Annotated in this window: 22 protein-coding genes; 18 read left to right on the top strand and 4 right to left on the bottom strand. The window is 66.1% G+C overall.

The genetic code is table 11. The features are described 5' to 3' along the window. Positions 1 to 39 precede the first annotated feature (39 nt). The 6 genes from HXX15_RS04315 (at position 40) to HXX15_RS04290 (ending at position 5,996) form a co-directional block, all read left to right on the top strand. Entirely contained in the window at positions 40 to 1,194 is a 1,155-nt protein-coding gene (locus tag HXX15_RS04315; RefSeq protein WP_296513007.1) for an ABC transporter ATP-binding protein, read from the top strand. 118 nt (positions 1,195 to 1,312) lie between these two features. Next, positions 1,313 to 2,134, top strand: coding sequence for a sugar ABC transporter permease (locus HXX15_RS04310; RefSeq protein ID WP_366558569.1), 822 nt, complete (start codon positions 1,313 to 1,315; stop codon positions 2,132 to 2,134). Next, positions 2,131 to 2,961 carry a carbohydrate ABC transporter permease gene (locus HXX15_RS04305; RefSeq protein ID WP_296513005.1) on the top strand — a complete coding sequence of 277 codons (831 nt, stop codon included), beginning with the start codon at positions 2,131 to 2,133 and terminating at the stop codon, positions 2,959 to 2,961. Before HXX15_RS04310 ends, HXX15_RS04305 begins: the two co-directional genes overlap by 4 nt. A gap of 32 nt (positions 2,962 to 2,993) precedes the next feature. Next, entirely contained in the window at positions 2,994 to 4,274 is a 1,281-nt protein-coding gene (locus HXX15_RS04300; protein WP_296513003.1) for an ABC transporter substrate-binding protein, read from the top strand. 82 nt (positions 4,275 to 4,356) lie between these two features. Next, positions 4,357 to 5,181 (top strand): phosphodiesterase, encoded by an 825-nt coding sequence (locus tag HXX15_RS04295; protein ID WP_296513000.1) that lies wholly within the window; start codon positions 4,357 to 4,359, stop codon positions 5,179 to 5,181. Beyond that, positions 5,178 to 5,996 carry a phosphodiesterase gene (locus HXX15_RS04290; protein ID WP_296512998.1) on the top strand — a complete coding sequence of 273 codons (819 nt, stop codon included), beginning with the start codon at positions 5,178 to 5,180 and terminating at the stop codon, positions 5,994 to 5,996. The genes HXX15_RS04295 and HXX15_RS04290 overlap by 4 nt, the downstream gene beginning before the upstream one ends. Positions 5,997 to 6,002: 6 nt before the next feature. Here the strand turns inward: HXX15_RS04290 and HXX15_RS04285 are convergent, their stop codons facing one another. The 3 genes from HXX15_RS04285 to HXX15_RS04275 are packed head-to-tail and all read right to left on the bottom strand — an operon-like array spanning position 6,003 to position 8,580. Continuing rightward, on the bottom strand, positions 6,003 to 6,698 hold the full coding sequence (locus tag HXX15_RS04285; RefSeq protein ID WP_296512995.1) for a DUF1045 domain-containing protein: 696 nt from the start codon (positions 6,696 to 6,698) through the stop codon (positions 6,003 to 6,005). A gap of 20 nt (positions 6,699 to 6,718) precedes the next feature. Next, positions 6,719 to 7,912, bottom strand: coding sequence for an alpha-D-ribose 1-methylphosphonate 5-triphosphate diphosphatase (locus HXX15_RS04280; protein WP_296512994.1), 1,194 nt, complete (start codon positions 7,910 to 7,912; stop codon positions 6,719 to 6,721). Beyond that, positions 7,909 to 8,580, bottom strand: a complete 672-nt coding sequence (locus HXX15_RS04275) for a chloramphenicol acetyltransferase (protein WP_296512991.1) — start codon at positions 8,578 to 8,580, stop codon at positions 7,909 to 7,911. Before HXX15_RS04275 ends, HXX15_RS04280 begins: the two co-directional genes overlap by 4 nt. A 207-nt stretch (positions 8,581 to 8,787) precedes the next feature. On the opposite strand from HXX15_RS04275, the gene phnC reads away from it, so the two are divergent. The 4 genes from phnC to phnE (HXX15_RS04255) all read left to right on the top strand — a co-directional run bounded on the left by phnC (position 8,788) and on the right by phnE (HXX15_RS04255) (position 12,436). Then, positions 8,788 to 9,600 (top strand): phosphonate ABC transporter ATP-binding protein, encoded by an 813-nt coding sequence (phnC, locus tag HXX15_RS04270; protein ID WP_296512990.1) that lies wholly within the window; start codon positions 8,788 to 8,790, stop codon positions 9,598 to 9,600. 90 nt (positions 9,601 to 9,690) lie between these two features. After that, positions 9,691 to 10,629, top strand: coding sequence for a phosphonate ABC transporter substrate-binding protein (phnD, locus tag HXX15_RS04265; protein WP_296512988.1), 939 nt, complete (start codon positions 9,691 to 9,693; stop codon positions 10,627 to 10,629). Between the two features lie 77 nt (positions 10,630 to 10,706). Beyond that, positions 10,707 to 11,591, top strand: coding sequence for a phosphonate ABC transporter, permease protein PhnE (gene phnE / locus HXX15_RS04260; protein WP_296512985.1), 885 nt, complete (start codon positions 10,707 to 10,709; stop codon positions 11,589 to 11,591). After that, positions 11,588 to 12,436, top strand: a complete 849-nt coding sequence (gene phnE, locus HXX15_RS04255) for a phosphonate ABC transporter, permease protein PhnE (protein ID WP_296512984.1) — start codon at positions 11,588 to 11,590, stop codon at positions 12,434 to 12,436. Before phnE (HXX15_RS04260) ends, phnE (HXX15_RS04255) begins: the two co-directional genes overlap by 4 nt. On the opposite strand, the gene phnF is transcribed toward phnE (HXX15_RS04255), so the two are convergent. Beyond that, positions 12,433 to 13,161 carry a phosphonate metabolism transcriptional regulator PhnF gene (phnF, locus tag HXX15_RS04250; RefSeq protein ID WP_296512981.1) on the bottom strand — a complete coding sequence of 243 codons (729 nt, stop codon included), beginning with the start codon at positions 13,159 to 13,161 and terminating at the stop codon, positions 12,433 to 12,435. The two genes, phnE (HXX15_RS04255) and phnF, sit on opposite strands and share 4 nt — an antisense overlap. A gap of 105 nt (positions 13,162 to 13,266) precedes the next feature. On the opposite strand from phnF, the gene phnG reads away from it, so the two are divergent. The 8 genes from phnG to phnN are packed head-to-tail and all read left to right on the top strand — an operon-like array spanning position 13,267 to position 19,598. After that, positions 13,267 to 13,731 carry a phosphonate C-P lyase system protein PhnG gene (gene phnG / locus HXX15_RS04245; protein ID WP_296512979.1) on the top strand — a complete coding sequence of 155 codons (465 nt, stop codon included), beginning with the start codon at positions 13,267 to 13,269 and terminating at the stop codon, positions 13,729 to 13,731. Between the two features lie 2 nt (positions 13,732 to 13,733). Then, positions 13,734 to 14,342: a phosphonate C-P lyase system protein PhnH gene (phnH, locus tag HXX15_RS04240; RefSeq protein ID WP_296512977.1), complete on the top strand. Its 609-nt coding sequence runs from the start codon at positions 13,734 to 13,736 to the stop codon at positions 14,340 to 14,342. Positions 14,343 to 14,345: 3 nt separating this feature from the next. Continuing rightward, on the top strand, positions 14,346 to 15,446 hold the full coding sequence (locus HXX15_RS04235; protein ID WP_296512976.1) for a carbon-phosphorus lyase complex subunit PhnI: 1,101 nt from the start codon (positions 14,346 to 14,348) through the stop codon (positions 15,444 to 15,446). Then, on the top strand, positions 15,443 to 16,327 hold the full coding sequence (locus HXX15_RS04230; RefSeq protein WP_296512974.1) for an alpha-D-ribose 1-methylphosphonate 5-phosphate C-P-lyase PhnJ: 885 nt from the start codon (positions 15,443 to 15,445) through the stop codon (positions 16,325 to 16,327). Before HXX15_RS04235 ends, HXX15_RS04230 begins: the two co-directional genes overlap by 4 nt. Further along, the gene (gene phnK, locus HXX15_RS04225) at positions 16,320 to 17,123 is read left to right on the top strand and encodes a phosphonate C-P lyase system protein PhnK (RefSeq protein WP_296512973.1); all 804 of its coding nucleotides are present in this window, start codon (positions 16,320 to 16,322) and stop codon (positions 17,121 to 17,123) included. Before HXX15_RS04230 ends, phnK begins: the two co-directional genes overlap by 8 nt. 8 nt (positions 17,124 to 17,131) lie before the next feature. After that, a complete protein-coding gene (gene phnL, locus HXX15_RS04220) occupies positions 17,132 to 17,830 on the top strand; it encodes a phosphonate C-P lyase system protein PhnL (RefSeq protein ID WP_296512970.1) in 699 nt (232 codons plus the stop codon). A 14-nt stretch (positions 17,831 to 17,844) separates the two neighbouring features. Then, complete coding sequence (locus HXX15_RS04215) at positions 17,845 to 19,002, top strand: alpha-D-ribose 1-methylphosphonate 5-triphosphate diphosphatase (protein ID WP_296512968.1); 1,158 nt, start codon at positions 17,845 to 17,847, stop codon at positions 19,000 to 19,002. Next, positions 18,999 to 19,598 (top strand): phosphonate metabolism protein/1,5-bisphosphokinase (PRPP-forming) PhnN, encoded by a 600-nt coding sequence (gene phnN, locus HXX15_RS04210; RefSeq protein WP_296512966.1) that lies wholly within the window; start codon positions 18,999 to 19,001, stop codon positions 19,596 to 19,598. Before HXX15_RS04215 ends, phnN begins: the two co-directional genes overlap by 4 nt. Positions 19,599 to 19,617 lie beyond the last annotated feature (19 nt).

The raw sequence follows: 19,617 nt of genomic DNA, 5'->3' as shown, positions 1-19,617 counted from the left end.
TCCCTCGCCTCGTTGCATTGCGGATGGGGCACGAACGAGATGGCGGCGATCGAACTCAGCGCAATTCGCAAATCCTTCGACAGGACCGATGTCCTGAAGGGCATCGACCTCAAGATCGAGCCCGGCGAATTCATCTCGCTGGTGGGTCCATCGGGCTGCGGCAAGTCCACCTTGCTGCGGATCATCGCCGGGCTGGAAACGCAGACCTCCGGCCAGGTCCGGATCGACGGCGAGGCGGTCGATGGGGTTCGCCCGAGCGCGCGCAACCTCGCGATGGTGTTCCAGTCCTATGCGCTGTATCCGCATCTCACCGTGTTCGACAATATCGCGGTGCCGCTGCGGATGCGGCGGTTATCGGCGGCGCAGCGGCTGCCGCTGCTTGGCCGGCTGATCCCGAGCCGTCATCGCACCGAGCGCGGCATTCGCGAGGATGTCGAGCGGGTCGCGGCGCTGCTGGAAATCTCCCCATTGCTGAGCCGCAAGCCGGGGCAGTTGTCCGGCGGCCAGCGCCAGCGCGTCGCGGTCGGCCGTGCCATCGTGCGCCAGCCCAAGGCGTTCCTGTTCGACGAGCCGCTGTCGAATCTCGACGCCAAGCTGCGCGTCCATATGCGCGCCGAGATCGCGCAACTGCACCGCCGGCTGAAGACTACCTTCGTCTATGTCACCCACGATCAGGCCGAGGCCATGACCATGTCGGGCCGGATCGCGGTGATGATCGACGGCCACTTGGTGCAGGTCGGCAAGCCGGCCGATGTCTACGACAATCCCCGCGACATCCGGGTGGCGGAGTTCGTCGGCAGTCCGAAGATCAATGTGCTGCCCGGCATGGTCCGCGCCGATCGCGGCGTCGAAGCGCTCGGCCGCCCGCTCGAATTGTCGGCAGCCGCGGCCGCGGGCGCCTGCCGGATCTGCGTGCGCCCAGAACGCATCGAACTCGGCGGCGGTCCGTTTGCGGGCACCGTCACGCATCTGGAGAACATGGGTGCCGAAGCCTTCGTCCATGTCGGCTGCGACGGCATGGTGATCCCGCTGGTGGCGCGGATCGACGACCCGCGCCGGCTGCCGGAGATCGGCGCCCCGATCGGCTTCGGCTTCGCCGCCGACGCGGTGCGCGCCTTCGATGCTTCCGGCAAGCGGATCGAAACGACGCCCCGGCTCCGGGTCATTCAGCCACGGGAGCCCGCCCTTGTCTGACATGGCGATCAGGATCGGCGCCGGCGATAGCCCCGAACAGGCCGCGGTCGGCCCGCGTCCGCGCAGCCACCGCGCCGGCACGGCGCTGACCGCGCAGGCGCTGGTGGCACCGGCCGCGATGCTGATGCTGATCATCCTGCTCGGCCCGCTGGCCGGCGTACTGGCGCTGTCGTTCACCGACTATCAGCTCGGCGCGCCGTCGTTCTCCTGGATCGGTCTGGCCAATTACCGCGAGATGTTCGCCGACAAGGTTTTCTGGATTTCGCTGCGCAACACCCTGACCTATGTGGTCATCGTGGTGCCCGGCTCGGTGGCGCTGGGGCTCGGTATCGCGCTGTTGATCCAGAGCGGCAGCAGCCTGCGCAGCTGGTACCGCACCATCTACTTCCTGCCGGTGATGGCGACGCTGATCGCGATGGCGATCGTCTGGGAATTCATGCTGCATCCGCAGTTCGGCCTGATCAACGGCCTGCTGCGCAGCTTCGGGATGCAGGGTCACAGCTGGCTGCAGGATCGCAACACCGCGCTGTATTCGCTGTGCGCGATCGGGATCTGGCAGGCGGTCGGCTTCAACATGGTGCTGTTCCTCGCCGGGCTGGTGTCGATCCCGAAGCCGCTCTACGACGCCGCCGAGATCGACGGCGCTTCCGGGGCATGGTCGCGTTTCCGGCTGGTGACCTGGCCGATGCTGGGGCCGGTCACCGCCTTCGTGGTGGTGATCAGCAGCATCCGCTCGTTCCAGGTGTTCGACACCGTGCAGGTGCTGACCAAGGGAGGGCCGTCGAAGTCCTCCGAGGTGCTGATCTACACGATGTACACCGAGGGTTTCGAATTCTTCCGCTCCGGCTATGGCGCGGCGCTCACCGTGGTGTTCCTGGTGTTCGTCCTGGCGCTGACGCTGCTGAAGGCGCGGCTCAATCGCGGAGTGCATTACGCATGACCCGGCGCCTTCCAGTCTGGACCGTGACCCGGCACGCGGTGCTGATCGCCGGCGCGCTGGTCATCTTGATGCCGTTCATCTGGATGATCTCGACCGCGTCGAAGCCGCAGACCGAGATCTTCTCCAGCCACCTGCATCTGATCCCCGAGCATTTCGCGTTGTGGGACAATCTGCGCGCCGCTTTCGCCAAGGCCGACCTGTGGCGCTTCCTGCTCAACGGGCTGATCGTCACAGTGTCGGTTTTCACCTTGCAGCTGCTGGTCGCGCTGCCGGCAGCCTATGCGTTGGCGAAGCTGCGGTTCTTGGGGCGCGATACGCTGTTCGCGCTGGTGGTGTTCTGCATCCTGATCCCGCCGCAGGCGACCGCGATCCCGGTGTTCCTGCTGCTGCACAAGCTCGGCCTGCTCGACAGCTACGCCGCGCTGATCCTGCCGTTCTCGATCTCGGTGTTCGGCATCTTTCTGATGCGGCAGTTCTTCAAGACCGTGCCGGACGATCTGATCGACGCCGCGCGGATGGACGGCATCTCCGAATTCGGCATCGTCTGGCGGGTGATGCTGCCGACCGCGATTCCGGCGGTCACCGCGTTCGGCATCTTCTCGGTGGTGGCGCACTGGAACGACTATTTCTGGCCGCTGATCGTACTCAACAGCGAGTACCTGCGCACGCCGCCGCTCGGCGTCGCCAATTTCCGCAACAACGAAGCCGGCACCGACTACGGGCCGCTGATGGCGGCGGCGATGGTCGTGATCGCGCCGCTGGTGATCGCCTTCCTGCTCGCCCAGCGCCGGTTCATCGAAGGCATCACCATGACCGGTATCAAGTGAGTCGCCGCATTCCCACCAACCAGGAGACCTCAATGTTGAAGACATGCATCACCGCGGCCGCCATCGCGCTCGCGGCCGGAACGGCGCAAGCCCAGACCAAGACCGATATCGTGATCCAGTATCCCTATGCGGAGCTGTTCACCGAAACCCACAAGCAGATCGCCGCGGAATTCGCCAAGGTGCATCCCGAGATCAACGTGACGATGCGGGCGGCGTACGATTCCTACGAAGACGCCACCCAGAAGGTGCTGCGCGAGGCGGTGACCAACCAGATGCCGGACGTGACCTTCCAGGGCCTCAATCGCGTTCGCGTGCTGGTCGACAAGAGCATTCCGGCGCCGCTCGACGGCTATATCGCCGCCGAAAAGGATTTCGACAAGCAGGGCTTCCATCAGGCGATGTATGATATCGGCACCGCCAGCGGCAAGGTCTACGCGCTGCCGTTCGCGATCTCGCTGCCGATCGTCTATGTCAATCTCGATCTGGTGAAGCAGGCCGGCGGCGATCCGGCCAATCTGCCGACCACCTGGGACGGGCTGATCGAACTCGCCAAGAAGGTCAAGGCGCTCGGCCCGGACATCAACGGCATCACCTACGCCTGGGATATCACCGGCAACTGGCTGTGGCAGGCGCCGGTGTTCGCCCGCGGCGGCACCATGCTGAACGCCGACGAGACCAAGGTGGCGTTCGACGGCCCCGAAGGCCAGTTCGCGATCAAGACGCTGGCGCGTCTGGTCACCGAGGGCGGCATGCCGAACCTCGACCAGCCGTCGATGCGCGCCACCTTCGCCGCCGGCAAGACCGGCATCCACATCACTTCGACTTCGGACCTCAACAAGACCACCCAGATGATCGGCGGCAAATTCGCCCTGAAGACCCACACCTTCCCCGACGTGGTGTCGCCCAATGGTAGGCTACCGGCCGGCGGCAACGTGGTGATGATCCTCGCCAAGGACAAGGCCAAGCGCGACGCCGCCTGGGAAGTGGTGAAGTTCTGGACCGGGCCGAAAGGCGCGGCGATCATGGCCGAGACCACCGGCTACATGCCGCCCAACAAGATTGCCAACGACGTCTATCTGAAGGATTTCTACGTCAAGAATCCCAACAACTACACCGCGGTCAGCCAGCTCGCGCTGCTCACCAAATGGTACGCGTTTCCCGGTGACAACGGCCTCAAGATCACCGACGTGATCAAGGATCACCTCAACAGCATCGTCTCCGGCGCCCGCGCCAAGGAGCCGGAAGCCGTGCTCGCCGACATGGCGGCCGACGTGCAGAAGCTGCTGCCGAAGACCGTCGGCGCGGCGCACTGACGCCGGCGTCGTTCGCCACTGACGTATCGATCAAGACCACGGAGCGAGCCAGCGCTCCGTGGTTGCTCTTGCAATGAATCCGATGAAACTCATCCATTTCAGCGATATCCATCTGACCACGCCGGGCGCCACCATCGGCGGCCGCGATCCTCGGGTGAATTTCGAGCGAGCTCTGCAACATGCCCTCGCGGATCACGCCGACGCCGAATTGCTGGTGATCACCGGCGACCTGTCGGATTGGGGCGACCCTGATGATTATCGCTGGCTGAAGGCGCGGCTCGCCGATGTTCCGATCGCGACGCGCGTCTGCATCGGCAATCACGACAATCGCGCCGCGTTCCTCGATGTGTTTCCGGAACTGGCCGCACCCGACGGCCATGTTCAGGGCGTGCAGGACAGCAGCGCCGGCCGCTGCCTGTTTCTCGATACGGCTGAGCCCGGCACCCATGCCGGCCACTATTGCGCGACCCGGCAGTCCTGGCTCGAGCAGCAGCTCGCCGAGCATGACGGCCCGTTCCTGCTGTTCATGCATCACAACCCGATGCCGACGCATCTCGGGCCGATGGACCAGATCCGGCTGCTCGACGACGCCGCGTTTCGCCGCATCGTCGGCCGGCACCGCGACAAGATCCGCCACGTGTTCTTCGGCCACTGCCATCTGCCATTGTCCGGCTCGGTCGCGGGCGTCCCGGTGTCGTCGCTGCGCGGCACCAACCACGCGAGCTATCCGCTGTTTTCCGAAGCCGCGATGCTGAGCGCGTCGGACCTGCCGGAATCCTACGGCGTGGCGTTCTTCGGCGCCGACTACGTCACCGTCCACATGGTCGAGTTCGGCTACACCGGCGCGATCCGGGTCGAGGGCTCGCCCGACTACAATTCCTGGAACCGGGAGACCATGGTGCGATGAAATTCGCGATCCTGACTGATACGCATTTCGTTCCGCCCGGTCGCAAGATCTATGGGCTCGATCCCGCCGAGCGGCTTGCCGCCGCGGTGGAGAAGATCAACGCGACGCATCCCGACATCGCCTTCGTGATTGTCACCGGCGATCTCGCGCATTGGGGCGAGGACGCCGCCTATGGCCAACTCGCCACGGTGCTGGGGCGGCTCAACGCGCCGAGCATCCTGATGATGGGCAATCACGACCGGCGCGAATTGTTCGGCCGGCACTTCCCCGGGGTCGAACGCGACGCCGCGGGCTTCGTGCAATGCGTGCGGGTGTTCGAAGCCGCGACCATCGTCACCCTCGACACCCTGAACGAGGCGGCGCCGAACCATGAGGGGCTGCTCTGCGAGGCGCGGCTTGCATTCCTGGAGCAGGCGCTGCGCTCGGCGCCGGCGGATCGGCCGCTGCTGCTGTTCCAGCACCATCCGCCGTTCGACACCGGCCTGCGCTACATGGACACGATCCGGCTGGCCAATCCGGAGGCCGAATGGGAGGTGATCGCGCGGACGCGCAAGCCCGATTACCTGTTCATGGGCCATCTGCATCGGCCGATCGCCGGCGCCTGGCGCGGCATTCCGTTTCACATCCAGCGCGCGCTGGCGCATCAGGTGGCGTTCGATCTCGACGCCGAGGGCTACATCCCCGGCTCGCACGAGCCGCCGGACTATTCGCACGTCACGGTGAGCGACGATCGCATCGTCATCCACCAGTGCTCGTTCCTGTATGACGGCCCGACCTTCTCGCTGCAGGATCAGGCGGCGCTGAACCGGGCCTGAGCGGGCTCAGCGCAGTCCGAACTGGCCGATCACCCTGAACGGCGTCGCCGCGGCGTCCTGGCGAAACACCGCGACGCGGTCGATCGCCAGTTCGGCGAGGGCAAGCGCAGCTAAGCGATCCCGCAGCAGCGCCAGCAGCGCGCCGCGGCGCTCCGCCGGCAGCCGGCCGGTCAGCGTCATGTGGAAGCGGAACTCTTCCATCACGTAAGGATAACCCCAGCGATCGAGATGGGCGAGCTGCGCCGCCGTCAGCGCCGCCGGGTTGCGCCGCGCGCGATCCTCGGGCGTCAGCGGCGCGCGAAACTCATCGAACGCTTCGACGCAATCCTGCGCCAGCCGATTCAGCTCGGCCGACGGCGTCGCCGGCACCACCGCGATGAAGGAGCCGATCGCATCGACCACCGGGGCGATCGATGGAATCGGTCGCGGTATGGTGGCGAAGCGCTCGCAGGCCGCGAGCAGTTCGGGCTCGGTGGCGTCGGCCGCCAATGCAAAGGGCGGCTTCAGCGTGGCGTGGAAACCGTAAGCCCTCGGCTCCTGGCTGATGTCGCGCCAGTCGGGGACGCGCGCCATGACGGCGTCGGGAAACGGCAGGCCGTCGCCGCTGAAAGCGTCATAGCCGAGCAATTCCGCGCCGAAGCGGTACAGCGCATGGTGGCGCGTCGGCGCATAATAGATCGCGTAGCGGGGATATCTGGACATCGATCGAGGTTAGCGCGGCCTCACGTCATCGCCAATGCGTCGTGCTGCGCCGGAATTGCTCCGAATAGCCGCTCGCCCTCGGTGAGATGCACCAGCCGGCCGCCGCTGACCACGGCGACGACGCGCGGTCGCTGCGGGATCTCATCATCGACCAGCACGATATCGGCGCGATGGCCCTCAACGAGCTCGCCGCGGTCGGTCAGTCCGGTCGCCGCGGCCGGGCCGGCGGAAATCAGCGCCCATGCCTCGGGCAGCGGCAGCACCCCGTCGGCGACCAGGCGGAACGCCGCCAACAGTTGCGCCGGATAGTAATAGTCGGACGCCAGAATCGAGCACAGCCCCTTGGCGATCATGTCGCTGGCCCTGGTCCATCCGGTGTGGCTGCCGCCGCGCACCACATTCGGCGCGCCGAACACGATGAAGTCGCCGCCTTGCGACGCCTCGCGCGCGGTCTCCTCGTTGACCGGAAACTCCGCGATGGTGACGCCTTGCGCGCGGAACGCCCGGCGCAGCTCTGGCGTATCGTCGTCATGCGACAGCATCGTCAGTCCCGCCGCGCGCGCCGCCTCGGCCAACCGCGCGACCGATCCCGGCACCTCGTGGCCGCGCGAGACCACATCGGCGACCAGCCGGTCGAAATGCGCGTCGGTGACGCCTGCGCGTTCCACCATCCGGCTGCGCTTGTGCGGTTTGTCGAGATTGGCGACGGTCGAATCGGTGTGGTCGTTGAACGCCAGCAGGTCGATCCGCCCGTCGGCGATCCATTGCCTGATGGTCGCTTCGGCATCGAGATTATAGGTCTCGTGGCGCAGGTGGAATCGGGTATCGGCGGCCAATTGCGGTCGCATCGCCTCGATTGCGCACAGCAGCAGTTCGGCGTTTTCGCCACTGCGCAGCCCCGGCTCCCAGGACCAGGTCGCGGCGTGAAACACCGTGGTGATGCCGTTGCCGATCGCCTGGCGGTCGCTCTCGGCCAGCGCCACGTCGATTGGGAAATCGACGCCGGGACGCGGCATCATCTGCCGCTCGAAGGCGTCGCCGTGAATGTCGATAATGCCCGGCAGCACCAACAGATCGCGGGCATCGAGGCCCGGAAGGCCGTGGCCGGCGGCGGGATCGATCGCGGCGATGCGGCCGTCATCGACCACGACCGATAGATTGCGGATCTGATTGCGAAACAGCACTCTGCCGCCGGCGATTTGTAATCTCGTCATAGGTTGACGCGCTGCTTGGCTTGTACCCGGCCATCGGCCGCTTGCCGATGATCGGCGTATTTGTCGAGGAACTCGTCGATATCGAGGTTGCGAAAGTCCGGCAAGGCCATCCGCAAGGTCTCGTGATCCCAGTCCCACCAGCCGAGCGCCGCGAGGCGATCAGCGGTGGCTTCGGGGAACCGTCGGCGGATCGCGCGGGCGGGGTTGCCGCCAACGATGGTGTAGGCCGGCACGTCCTTGGTGACGATCGCGCCCGCAGCGACCACGGCGCCGGTCGCGATGCTGCGGCCGGGCAGCACGATCGCGCCATGACCGATCCAGACGTCGTGACCGATCGTCACATGATGCTGGCGCCGCCACTCGAAGAACGCCTCGTCGTCGGCCTCGCCGTCGAAATAGGCGCAGGCCCGATAAGTGAAATGCGCCTGCGTGGCCCGATGCATCGGATGATTGCCAGGGTTGATCCGGGTCATCGCGGCGATCGAGCAGAACTTTCCGATCGTGGCGTAGGCGATCTGGCTATCGTTGACGACGTAGGAGTAGTCACCCATCGCCACCTCGAGCAGTGTGGTGCGGGCGCCGACCTCACAATACGCGCCGAGCGCCGAATCGTGCAGGCGCGCGGACGGATCGATGACGGGCGTCAGCGACAATGATTTGGCAACCATGTGGGATTCCGCGGGTCGGTGGATGCGCGTCGTGCATCCGGATTCTGATCCGCTTTCCTTCGATGCAATTCGCGACAGACCGATGACGGTTTGATGACACGGTGGATTGGGCGCGCCGGCCCGGACACTGTCACACGACTGTAAACCCGTAGCGGTAGCGATGAGGCAGTGGTTGGTCATCGGACCTGGTCACTGCAGGAGTGCCGAATGCTGGTCGTCGAAGGTCTCACGTGTCGCTTCGGTGCCAAGGCCGCCGTCGACAACGCGTCGTTCTCGGTGCCGCATGGTGGATTCGTCGGCGTCATCGGCCGTTCCGGCGCCGGCAAGTCGACCTTGCTGCGCATGATCAACCGGCTGGCCGAGCCGAGCGAAGGCCGTATCCTGTTCGAAGGTCAGGACGTCACCGCGCTGCGCGGCCGCGAGTTGCGGCAATGGCGCGCACGTTCGGCGATGATCTTCCAGCAGTTCAATTTGGTCGGCCGGCTCGACGTGCTGACCAATGTGTTGATGGGCCGGCTGTCGGAAATTCCGTCATGGCGCTCGTTGGCGCAGCTCTGGCCCGAGAAGGACAAGGCGCTGGCGATGTCGGCGCTGGAACAATTCGACATGGGCTCGCTCGCGGCGCAGCGGGCGGATTCGCTGTCCGGCGGGCAGCAGCAGCGCGTCGCGATCGCCCGCGCGCTGGTTCAGGACCCCGACATCATTCTCGCTGACGAACCGATCGCCTCGCTCGATCCCCGCAACACCCGGATCGTGATGGACGCGCTGCTGCGCATCAACAAGCATTTCGGCATCACCGTGATGTGCAACCTGCATTCGCTCGATCTGGCGCGGAGCTATTGCGATCGCCTGATCGGCATGTCGGCGGGGCGGATCGTGTTCGACGGCGCGCCGGCGGCGCTCACCGAGCACATCGCGCGCGAACTCTATGACCTGGAAGCCGACGAGGTAATGGGCGGGCCGGTTGATGCTCCCGCCGAGTCGGCGCTGCCGGCATTCGGAACCGCCGCCGTGGCGTGATCGCCGCGACGGCCGCGAGCGGCGTCCTGTGCGGTCGCAGGTCGCCGAACCAAACACGACCAAGCCAAGCCTAACCACAGGGATGTCACGATGATCAATCGCCGATCCATTCTTCTTGCCGCCGCGGCTCTCGCGGTCACCGCCTCCGCCGCCTCGGCGCAGGACTGGAAATCGAAGTATCCGGAGCTGACCTTTGCGGTGGTGCCGGCCGAGAACGCCTCCGGCGTCACCGAGCGCTGGACCCCGTTCGTCCATTATCTGTCGAACGAACTCGGCGTGAAGGTCAATCTGCGCATCGCGAATGACTACGCCGCGGTGATCGAAGGCCAGCGGTCCGGCAACATCCACATCGCCAGCTACGGCTCCGCCTCGTTCGCCCGCGCCCGCCTGACCGGCGTCAAGACCGACGCGTTCGCCAACGACATCAACGCCGATGGCTCGACCGGCTACTACTCGGTGTTCTTCGTCAATGCCAAGAGCCCCTACAAGTCGGTCGATGATTTGAAGGGCAAGAATCTCGGTCTGGTCGATCCGAACTCGACCTCCGGCAACAACGTGCCGCGCTTCGAGCTGGACAAGATGGGCATCTCGGACGCCGACGGCTATTTCGGCAAGGTGGTGTTCACCGGCAGCCATGAGAACGCGCTGCTGGCGCTGGCGCAGGGCACGGTCGACGTCGCCGCCAACCAGTGGACCAACGACGACGACTCGACCCTGGCGCAGATGCTGCACAAGGGCATGCTGAAGAACGCCGACGGTTCCGCGATGAAAAAGGAAGATTTCCGGATCATCCACAAGTCGGCACCGATCATCAACGGCCCCTATGCCTACAACTCCGACCTGCCGGACGATCTGAAGGCGGCGATCGCCAAGGCGTTCACCGACGCGCCGACCAAGGAAAAGGCCGCCTTCGACAAATTGTCGGACGGCCAGAAGAAGGGATTCCATCCCGCCACCACCAAGGATTGGGACGCGACGGTGGACCTGATCAAGTTCGTCGACGCCCTGCGTAAGAAGAAGGCGTCCTGAGTAGCGTTTGACTTATCGGAGCCGGGTCGCCCAGACCCGGCTCTTTCTATGTCTTGACTTAGCAGGAGCCGCATTCGTTGCCCGTCGCCATTTCGATCCTGCCGGAGCAACAGCTCGCGGCGCTGAGTCGGACCTATCGCGAGGCGGTTGCCCGCAAGCGTCTGCGCGCGACCGTGGCGGCCGCGGTGTTCTTTGCCGCGTTGGTGATCGCGGCGATCGGCGCGGAAGTGAATCTGAAGACCTTCTTCACCTATTTCGGGAATTTCGTCAGCTATTTCGACCGCATCTTCAGGCTGGAAAGCGGCGCGCGGGTGTGGACCGATGTTGGCGAATGGTTCTGGGGCTGGAAGAAATGGCTGTCGCTGCTCGGCGAGACCATTCTGATCAGCTATGTCGGAACCCTGTCCGGCGCCATCCTGGCCTTCGGGCTGAATTTTCTCGCGGCGAAGAACACCGCGCCGGTGGCGTGGCTCCGCTTCGCGGTGATGCGCTTTATGGAATTCTGCCGCACCGTTCCGGATATCGTATTCGCGCTGATCTTTGTCATCGCGTTCGGTCTCGGGCCGATGGCTGGCGTGCTGGCGATCGCGATCCATTGCGTCGGCGCGCTCGGCAAGCAGTATCTGGAGATCGTCGAGAACGTCGACATGAAGCCGGTGGAAGGCGTCCGCGCCACCGGCGCCGGCTGGATGTCGTGCATGCGTTTCGCCGTGGTGCCGCAGGTGGCGGCAGGATTCGCCGGCTACACGCTGCTGCGCTTTGAAATCAACGTCCGCGGCGCCTCGGTGATGGGCTTCGTCGGCGCCGGCGGCATCGGCCAGGAACTGATCGTCGCGATCCGCAAATTCTATTACTCCGATGTCAGCGCGATCCTGCTGCTGATCATCGTCACGGTGTTCATGATCGATATCGGCACCGGTTGGGTGCGCGGGCGATTGTTCGGGGCGGATCGTCGCAGATGACCGGATTGCAATCTCACGATCGCGACGAGTTGAAGGCGCGTTATCCGCACGTGTTCGACCGGCCGCTGTCGTCGCGGCTCGCGGTGCCGGTCGTGATCGCCTGCGCCGCTGGCCTTTTCCTGTTCGGCCTGGTGGCGCTGGAATTCTCGCCGGCGCGGATGCTGGCCGGTCTGAGTCAGCTCGGCTGGTTCATTCTGTTGATGATCCCCCCCGATCCGGGGTCGTCGCTGCCGACCTATCTTGCTGCGATGGGCGAGACGTTGTCGATCGCACTGCTCGGCACCACGCTGGCGGCGGTGTTTGCGTTGCCGGTCAGCCTGCTGGCGGCGCGCAACATCGTGCCGTCGAACATCTTCCGCTTTCCGGTGCGGCGCTTTCTCGATTCGGTGCGCGGCGTCGATACGCTGATCTGGGCGCTAGTCTGGATCAACGTCGTCGGACTCGGCCCGTTCGCCGGCGTATTGGCGATCGCGGTGTCGGACTTCGGCTCGTTCGGCAAGCTGTTCTCCGAAGCCTTCGAGACGGCGGACCGCAACCAGGTCGAGGGCATTCGCGCCTCCGGCGGCAACGCGCTGCACGAGATTCGCTTCGGCCTGCTGCCGCAGGTGCTGCCGGTGATCGCCGGGCAGGTGCTGTACTTCTTCGAATCCAACACCCGCTCGGCGACCATCATCGGCATCGTCGGCGCCGGCGGCATCGGCCTGCAACTGGCCGAGCAGATTCGGGTGCTGGAATGGCAGAAGGTGTCGTTCCTGATCCTGATGATCCTTGTCGCGGTCGCGGCGATCGACTGGATCTCGGGCAAGCTGCGCTTCGCCATCATCGGCCGCCGCGCCGTCGTCTAATCGGTCTCGACCTCGAAGGTGACGCGTTCGGCGGCGAAGCGGGCGTGGATCGCCAGCAGCGGGGCGCCGCCAGCGTCGACGTCGGTGGCGTCGACGATCAGCACCGGCCGGCCCAGCGCCAGATCGAGCCGGGCGGCGTCGCCGGCGTCCGCGATCGCCGCGGTGATCCGGGTCGAAGCCCGGCGATAATCGCGGATACCATATTGCGCGAGCACCTTGGTGATCGAGCCGGTGCGGCGATAGATCTTGCCGGCGTCCGGAAACCGCTCGGCCGACAGCCAGGTGGTGCCGATGCAGATCGGCGTGCGATCGGCCAGCCGCAGCCCCTCGATCCGCGCCAGCGGCGCGCCGGGCTTCAGTTCGAGTTGCCGCGCCAGTTCGCGCGTCGCCGGCTCGATGCTGGCGTTCAGCAATCGGCCGCGCGGCTCGCGCCCGCCGGCGCCGACGATCTCGGAAAACCGGGTGCGCGCGCGCAGCGGATAGGCCAGCCGCGAGGTCTCCACATAGGTGCCGCTGCCACGCTCGGCGCGGACCAGGCCGCGTTCCGCCAGCGCCGCCAGCGCCCGCCGCACGGTGTGACGGTTGACCCGATGCGCCTCGGCGATCTCGTTCTCGCCGGGTAGCCGCTCGCCGGCCGGATAGGAGCCGTCGGAAATCCCGCGCTCGATCGAATCCGCGACCCTGCGCCACAGCGCCACCCCGGAATCCTGGTTCAGTGTCGTCATCGGGCTCCATCGCGCGGGCGAAGCGGAATTCGTCGCTGCGTCACGAAAAGGTCATGGCGGTCGCGTATCAAGTTGTCTATTATCACAGACAACTTGAACCCGGCAATGGCGATCATGACGACGACCGAAACCCTCCAGCGCAGACGACGCAACGCGATGGCGGTGCTGGCGCGATCCGACGCGGCCGCCATCGCCGAGCGGCTGGCGGCGATCGCCACGCCGTCTTGCGCCGATCTGCGGCAGCCGGAGAACGGTCTGGTCATGGTGCGGGGTCGAATCGGCGGCGATGGCGCCGCCTTCAATCTCGGCGAAGCCACGGTGTCGCGCGCGGCGGTTCGGCTCGCGAGCGGTGAAGTCGGCTTCGGCTATGCGCTCGGCCGCGACCTCGACAAGGCGCGGGCGATCGCGCTGTGCGACGCAATGCTGCAGAGCGCCGACCACGTCGAACTGGTCGAGCATCAGGTGCTGGCGCCGCTGCGCGCCCGAATCGAAGCGAATATCACCAGCCAGGCCGAACAGACCGCGGCGACCAAGGTCGATTTCTACACACTCGTGCGCGGAGAGGGCTGACGATGACCACGGTTGCCGAGTTGTCCGAAGGATTTGCCGACAAGGTGCTGTCGGCGCAGTCGACCTTCCGTTCGGTGATGGAGGCGATGGCGCGGCCCGGCGAGGTTCATCAGATCAAGGCGGCCGCGGCCGGCGCGCCGCCGCCGCTGATGCCGGCCACGGCCGCGATCGCACTGACGCTGTTCGACCACGACACTCCGATCTGGCTCGACCCGCGGATCGTCGCCGCGCGCGAGATCGCCAAATGGCTGAAATTCCATTGCAGCGCCCCGGTGGTCGAAGATCCGTCGGTGGCGAGCTTCGCCGTGATCGCCGACCCGGCCGACATGCCGGCGTTGGCCGGTTTCGCGCTGGGCTCCAACGAATATCCTGACCGTTCGACGACGCTGATCGTCCAACTCGACAGCCTGAGCGATGGCCCCGCGATCGAGCTCAGCGGCCCCGGGATTCGTGGCAGCGCCGCGATCGCGGCGTCGATCCCGCCGGAGCTGATCGTCCAACTGGAAAGCAACCGCGCGCTGTTTCCGCGCGGAGTCGACTTGATGCTGGTCGCCGGCGACGCGGTACTGGCGTTGCCGCGCACCACGCAGCTTGCCGCGAAGGGAGCCTGACGCATGTATGTCGCGGTCAAAGGTGGCGAGGGCGCCATCGATAATGCGCACCGCCTGCTGGCGCATGAACGGCGCGGTGATCGCGCGGTGCCGGAAATCTCGCTGGCGCAGATTTCCGAACAGCTCAGCCTCGGCGTTGACCGGGTGATGGTGGAAGGCTCGCTGTACGACCGCGAACTGGCGTCGCTGGCGATCAAGCAGGCGCGCGGCGATCTGATCGAGGCGATCTTCCTGCTGCGGGCGTTCCGCGCCACGTTGCCGCGGTTCGGCAACAGCGAGCCGGTCGACACCGGCGCGATGCAGATCCGGCGGCGGATTTCGTCGACCTTCAAGGATATTCCCGGCGGCCAGATTCTGGGGCCGACCTTCGACTACACCCATCGGCTGCTCGATCCGGCGCTGGCGGAAGATTCAACGCCCGAAGCGCCGGCGACCGCCGAGGCGTCGTCCGAGCGGATGCCGCGCGTCACCGACATTCTCGGTCGCGACGGGTTGATCGAATCCTCGCCGGCGGCGGATGCCGGGGCGCCGGTCGGCGATCTCACCCGCGAGCCGCTGAGTTTCCCCGCCGACCGCGATCTGAGATTGCAAAATTTGGCGCGCGGCGACGAAGGTTTTCTGCTGTCGCTGGCCTATTCGTCGCAGCGCGGCTACGGCCGTAACCATCCGTTTGCAGGAGAAATTCGCCTGGGCTCGGTCGAGGTCGAGTTCTTCGCCGAGGACGCCGGCTTCGCGGTGCCGCTCGGCCCGATCACGTTGACCGAATGCCAGATGGTGAACCAGTTCAAGGGCTCCGCCACCGAGGCGCCGTGCTTCACCCGCGGCTATGGCCTCGCTTTCGGCCACAGCGAGCGCAAGGCGATGTCGATGGCGCTGGTCGATCGCGCGCTGCGCGCCCGCGAACTCGACGAGGAAGTGGCGGCGCCGGCGCAGGACGAGGAATTCGTGATGTCGCATTCCGACAACGTCCAGGCCACCGGCTTTGTCGAGCATCTCAAGCTGCCGCATTACGTCGACTTCCAGTCCGAACTCGGCCTGCTGCGCAAGCTACGCCAGGAATTTGGCGCGGCCGATGACGCCGCGCTGCAAGAGGCTGCCGAATGAACAAGCCGAGCTATAATTTCGCCTATCTGGACGAGCAGACCAAGCGGATGATCCGTCGCGCGATCCTGAAGGCGATCGCGATCCCCGGCTATCAGGTGCCGTTCGCCAGCCGCGAAATGCCGATGCCCTACGGCTGGGGCACCGGCGGCGTGCAGGTCACCGCGGCGATCCTCGGCCCCGACGACGTGCTGAAGGTGATCGATCAGGGTTCGGACGACACCACCAATGCGATCTCGATCCGCAAATTCTTCGCTAAGACCGCCGGCGTCGCCACCACCACCAGCACGCGGGACGCCACCGTGATCCAGACCCGGCACCGGGTGCCGGAAACGCCGCTGCATGAAGGCCAGGTGCTGGTCTATCAGGTGCCGATTCCGGAACCGCTGCGCTTCCTGGAGCCGCGCGAGACCGAAACCCGCCGCATGCATGCGCTCGGCGAATACGGGCTGATGCATGTGAAGCTGTACGAAGACATCGCCCGGTTCGGCACCATCGCCACCTCCTACGCCTATCCGGTCAAGGTCAACGCCCGCTACGTGATGGACCCGTCGCCGACGCCCAAATTCGACAATCCGAAGATGGACGATTGCGAGGCATTGCAATTGTTCGGCGCCGGCCGCGAGAAGCGGATTTACGCGATCCCGCCCTACACCTCGGTGGTGTCGCTGGACTTCGAGGATCACCCGTTCACGCGCTACCGCCAGGACGCGCCCTGCGCGCTATGCGGCGCCGAAGATTCCTATCTGGATGAAATCGTCACCGACGATCAGGGCAGCCGGATGTATGTCTGCTCCGACACCGACTATTGCGAGACTCGCCGCGCCCATGGCTACACCGGCAGCGAGAGCGCGCCGCCGCACGCGGAGCATCACCATGGCTGAGTCCAACAGCGCGACGCAAGACAATGACCGGCCGCTGCTGGTGGCCGAGGGCCTGACCAAATCCTACGGTCGCGTGCTGGCGTGCCGTGACGTCTCCTTCGTGCTGTATCCCGGCGAAGTGCTGGCGATCGTCGGCGAATCCGGTTCCGGCAAATCGACGCTGCTGCAATTGCTGTCGGCGCAACTGGCGCCGAGTGCCGGAAAAGTCTCGTACCGGATGCGCGATGGCGTGCTGCGCGATCTCAACGCGCTGGGGGAGGCCGAGCGGCGGTTTCTGTTTCGTACGGACTGGGGCTATGTGCATCAGGACCCGGCGATGGGGTTGCGGATGGCGGTGTCGGCCGGCGCCAATGTGGGCGAGCGGCTGATGGCGGTCGGCTGGAATCACTACGGCAAGATTCGCGACACGGCCTCATCGTGGCTGGAGCGGGTCGAGATCGGGCTCGACCGCATCGACGATGCGCCGAAGACCTATTCGGGCGGGATGCGGCAGCGCTTGCAGATCGCGCGCAATCTGGTCACCGAGCCGCGACTGGTATTCATGGACGAGCCGACCGGCGGCCTCGACGTCTCGGTGCAGGCGCGGCTGCTGGATCTGATGCGCGGCCTGGTCGGCGAATTGGGCCTCGCCGCCGTCGTCGTCACCCATGACCTCGCGGTGGCGCGATTGCTGTCGCATCGGGTGATGGTGATGAAGGGCGGTTCCGTGATCGAGACCGGACTGACCGACCAGGTGCTCGACGATCCGCGTGAGCCCTATACCCAGCTCCTCGTCTCGTCGATATTGCCAGCATGAGCCCGCCGATGTCCGCCCTGATCGAAATCGCCGACGCCGAAAAGACCTTCACCATGCATCTGCAAGGCGGCGTGCGCCTGCCGGTGGTGCGCGGCGTGTCGTTTGATGTGCAGCCCGGCGAATGCGTGGTGCTGGCGGGGCCGTCCGGCGCCGGCAAATCCTCGATCCTGAAGATGATCTTCGGCAACTACCGCTGCGATAGCGGCCGGATCGATATCCTGCATCGCGGCGCGCGGATCGATCTCGCAAATGCCGAGCCGCGCCAGATCCTCGATATCCGCCGCGCCACCATCGGCTATGTCAGCCAGTTCTTGCGCGCGGTGCCGCGGGTATCGACGCTCGACGTGGTGGCCGAGCCGCTGCTGGTCACCGGCGTGCCCCGCGCCGAGGCCCGCGCCCGCGCCGGCGCGCTGCTCGGCCGGCTCAACATCGCCGAACGGCTGTGGTCGCTGCCGCCGGCGACGTTTTCCGGCGGCGAGCAGCAGCGCGTCAACATCGCGCGCGGCTTCATTTCCAATTTGCCGATCCTGTTGCTTGACGAGCCGACGGCGTCGCTCGACGCCGCTAACCGCGAGGTGGTTGTCGGTCTGATCGCCGAAAAGAAACGCGACGGCGTCGCCATGGTGGCGATCGTCCATGACGACGAGATTCGTGCGCGGATCGCCGATCGGCTGGTTGACGTCGCGGCGTTCGCTGCCGCGGCATGAAGGAAAGCAATGCAATGACCGCGACCACCTCCGACATCCTGCTCGGCAACGCCCGGATCGTGCTGGCCGACCGCGTGATCGAGCACGGCTGGGTCGCTGTTGCCGACGGCCGGATCGCCGAATTCGGCGAGGGCGATGCCCCCGGCGCCAGCGAGAATGTCAGTGGCGATTTGATCATGCCGGGGCTGATCGAACTGCACACCGATCATCTCGAGGCGCATTACGTGCCGCGGCCGAAGGTTCACTGGGACCCGGTGGCGGCGGTGGTGTCCTATGACGGTCAATTGGCGGTCAGCGGCATCACCACGGTGCTCGATTCGCTGCGGGTCTGGCGCGAGGAAGGCGCCGAGGACGTCGACGGCCAGGCCGGCGTGCTGGCAGAGGCGATTTCGGCGGCCCGCGACGCGCGGCTGTTGCGCGCCGATCACTTCCTGCATTTGCGCTGCGAAATCCCGATGCCGAACGTCGTCGCGGAGGCCAAGGAACTGGTCGGCCGGCCCGACGTGCGGCTGATGTCGCTGATGGACCATACGCCCGGTCAACGCCAGTTTCGCGATGAAGGCAAGCTGCGCGACTACTATCGCGGCAAGGGTGCCGGCAAGACCGACGCCGAGCTCGACGTGATGTTCGCCCGGCGGCGGTTATGCAAGGAGACCTATGCGGACGCCAACATGCGCGCGATCGTCGCGCTGGCGCAGCAGCATGAGATCCCGCTGGCAAGCCACGACGACACCACCGACGGGAACGTCATCGACGCGATCCGCGACCGGGTCGCGGTGGCGGAATTTCCGACCACGATCGAGGCCGCGCGCGGCTTGCACGCTGCCGGCATCGGCATCCTGATGGGCGCGCCGAATGTGGTGCGCGGCGGCTCGCATTCCGGTAACATTGCGGCGATCGATCTCGCCCGAGAGGGCCTGCTGGATATCCTGTCGTCGGACTACATTCCCTCCAGCCTGCTGATGGCGGCGCTGCAATTGCCCGACCGCGTTGCGGCGATCGATCTCGCCGCCGCGGTGCGCACCGTGACCAAGGCGCCGGCCGAGGCGGTCGGATTGAATGACCGCGGCGAGATCGCGGTCGGCAAGCGCGCCGATCTGATCCGCGTCCATGTCGCCCATGATGTGCCGGCGGTGCGCAGCGTCTGGCGCGAGGGGCATCGGGTGGCGTGACCGAATCCAGCGCCACACCCGGGCAGCGCCCGGCCGCGGGCGGATCGGACCCGATTGGGCCGGGCCGGCTGATCCTGATCGTCGGCCCCTCCGGCGCCGGCAAGGATACCTTGATCGCGCTGGCGCAACAGGCCTGTGCCGGCGATCCGGGCGTGGTGTTCGTGCGCCGCGTGGTGACGCGTGAGGCCTCCGCATTCGAGAACAACGATTCGGTGACGCCGGAGGCGTTTCGGCAGGCGGTCGCACGTGGTGAATTCGCGCTCCATTGGGAGGCGCACGGCCACTATTATGGTCTGCCGAAAGCGATCGACGACGAGATCTGCGCCGGCCGCGTCGTCGTCGCCAACGTCTCGCGCATGGTGATCGCCGCGGCGCGCCAGGCTTACGCCGATGTGGTAGTGGTGTCGGTCACCGCGCCGCCGGAGGTTCTGGCCGAGCGGCTGGCCGGGCGCGCGCGCGCCAGCGATGGCCATCTCGACGAGAGGCTGCATCGCACCGTGGACGCTATCGATGCCGCGCCGGATGTCACCATTGTCAATGTCGGCCCGGCCGTGGATCATACGCGCGAGCTGCTGGCTGTGATCAACCGCGCCTGACGCGGGCCAGCGACGGTGC

This window comes from Rhodopseudomonas sp., from assembly GCF_013377015.1.
Taxonomy (GTDB): Bacteria; Pseudomonadota; Alphaproteobacteria; order Rhizobiales; family Xanthobacteraceae; genus JARJEH01.
Note: the sequence above shows the minus strand (reverse complement) of the source record. Positions and strands in the feature narration are given on the sequence as shown.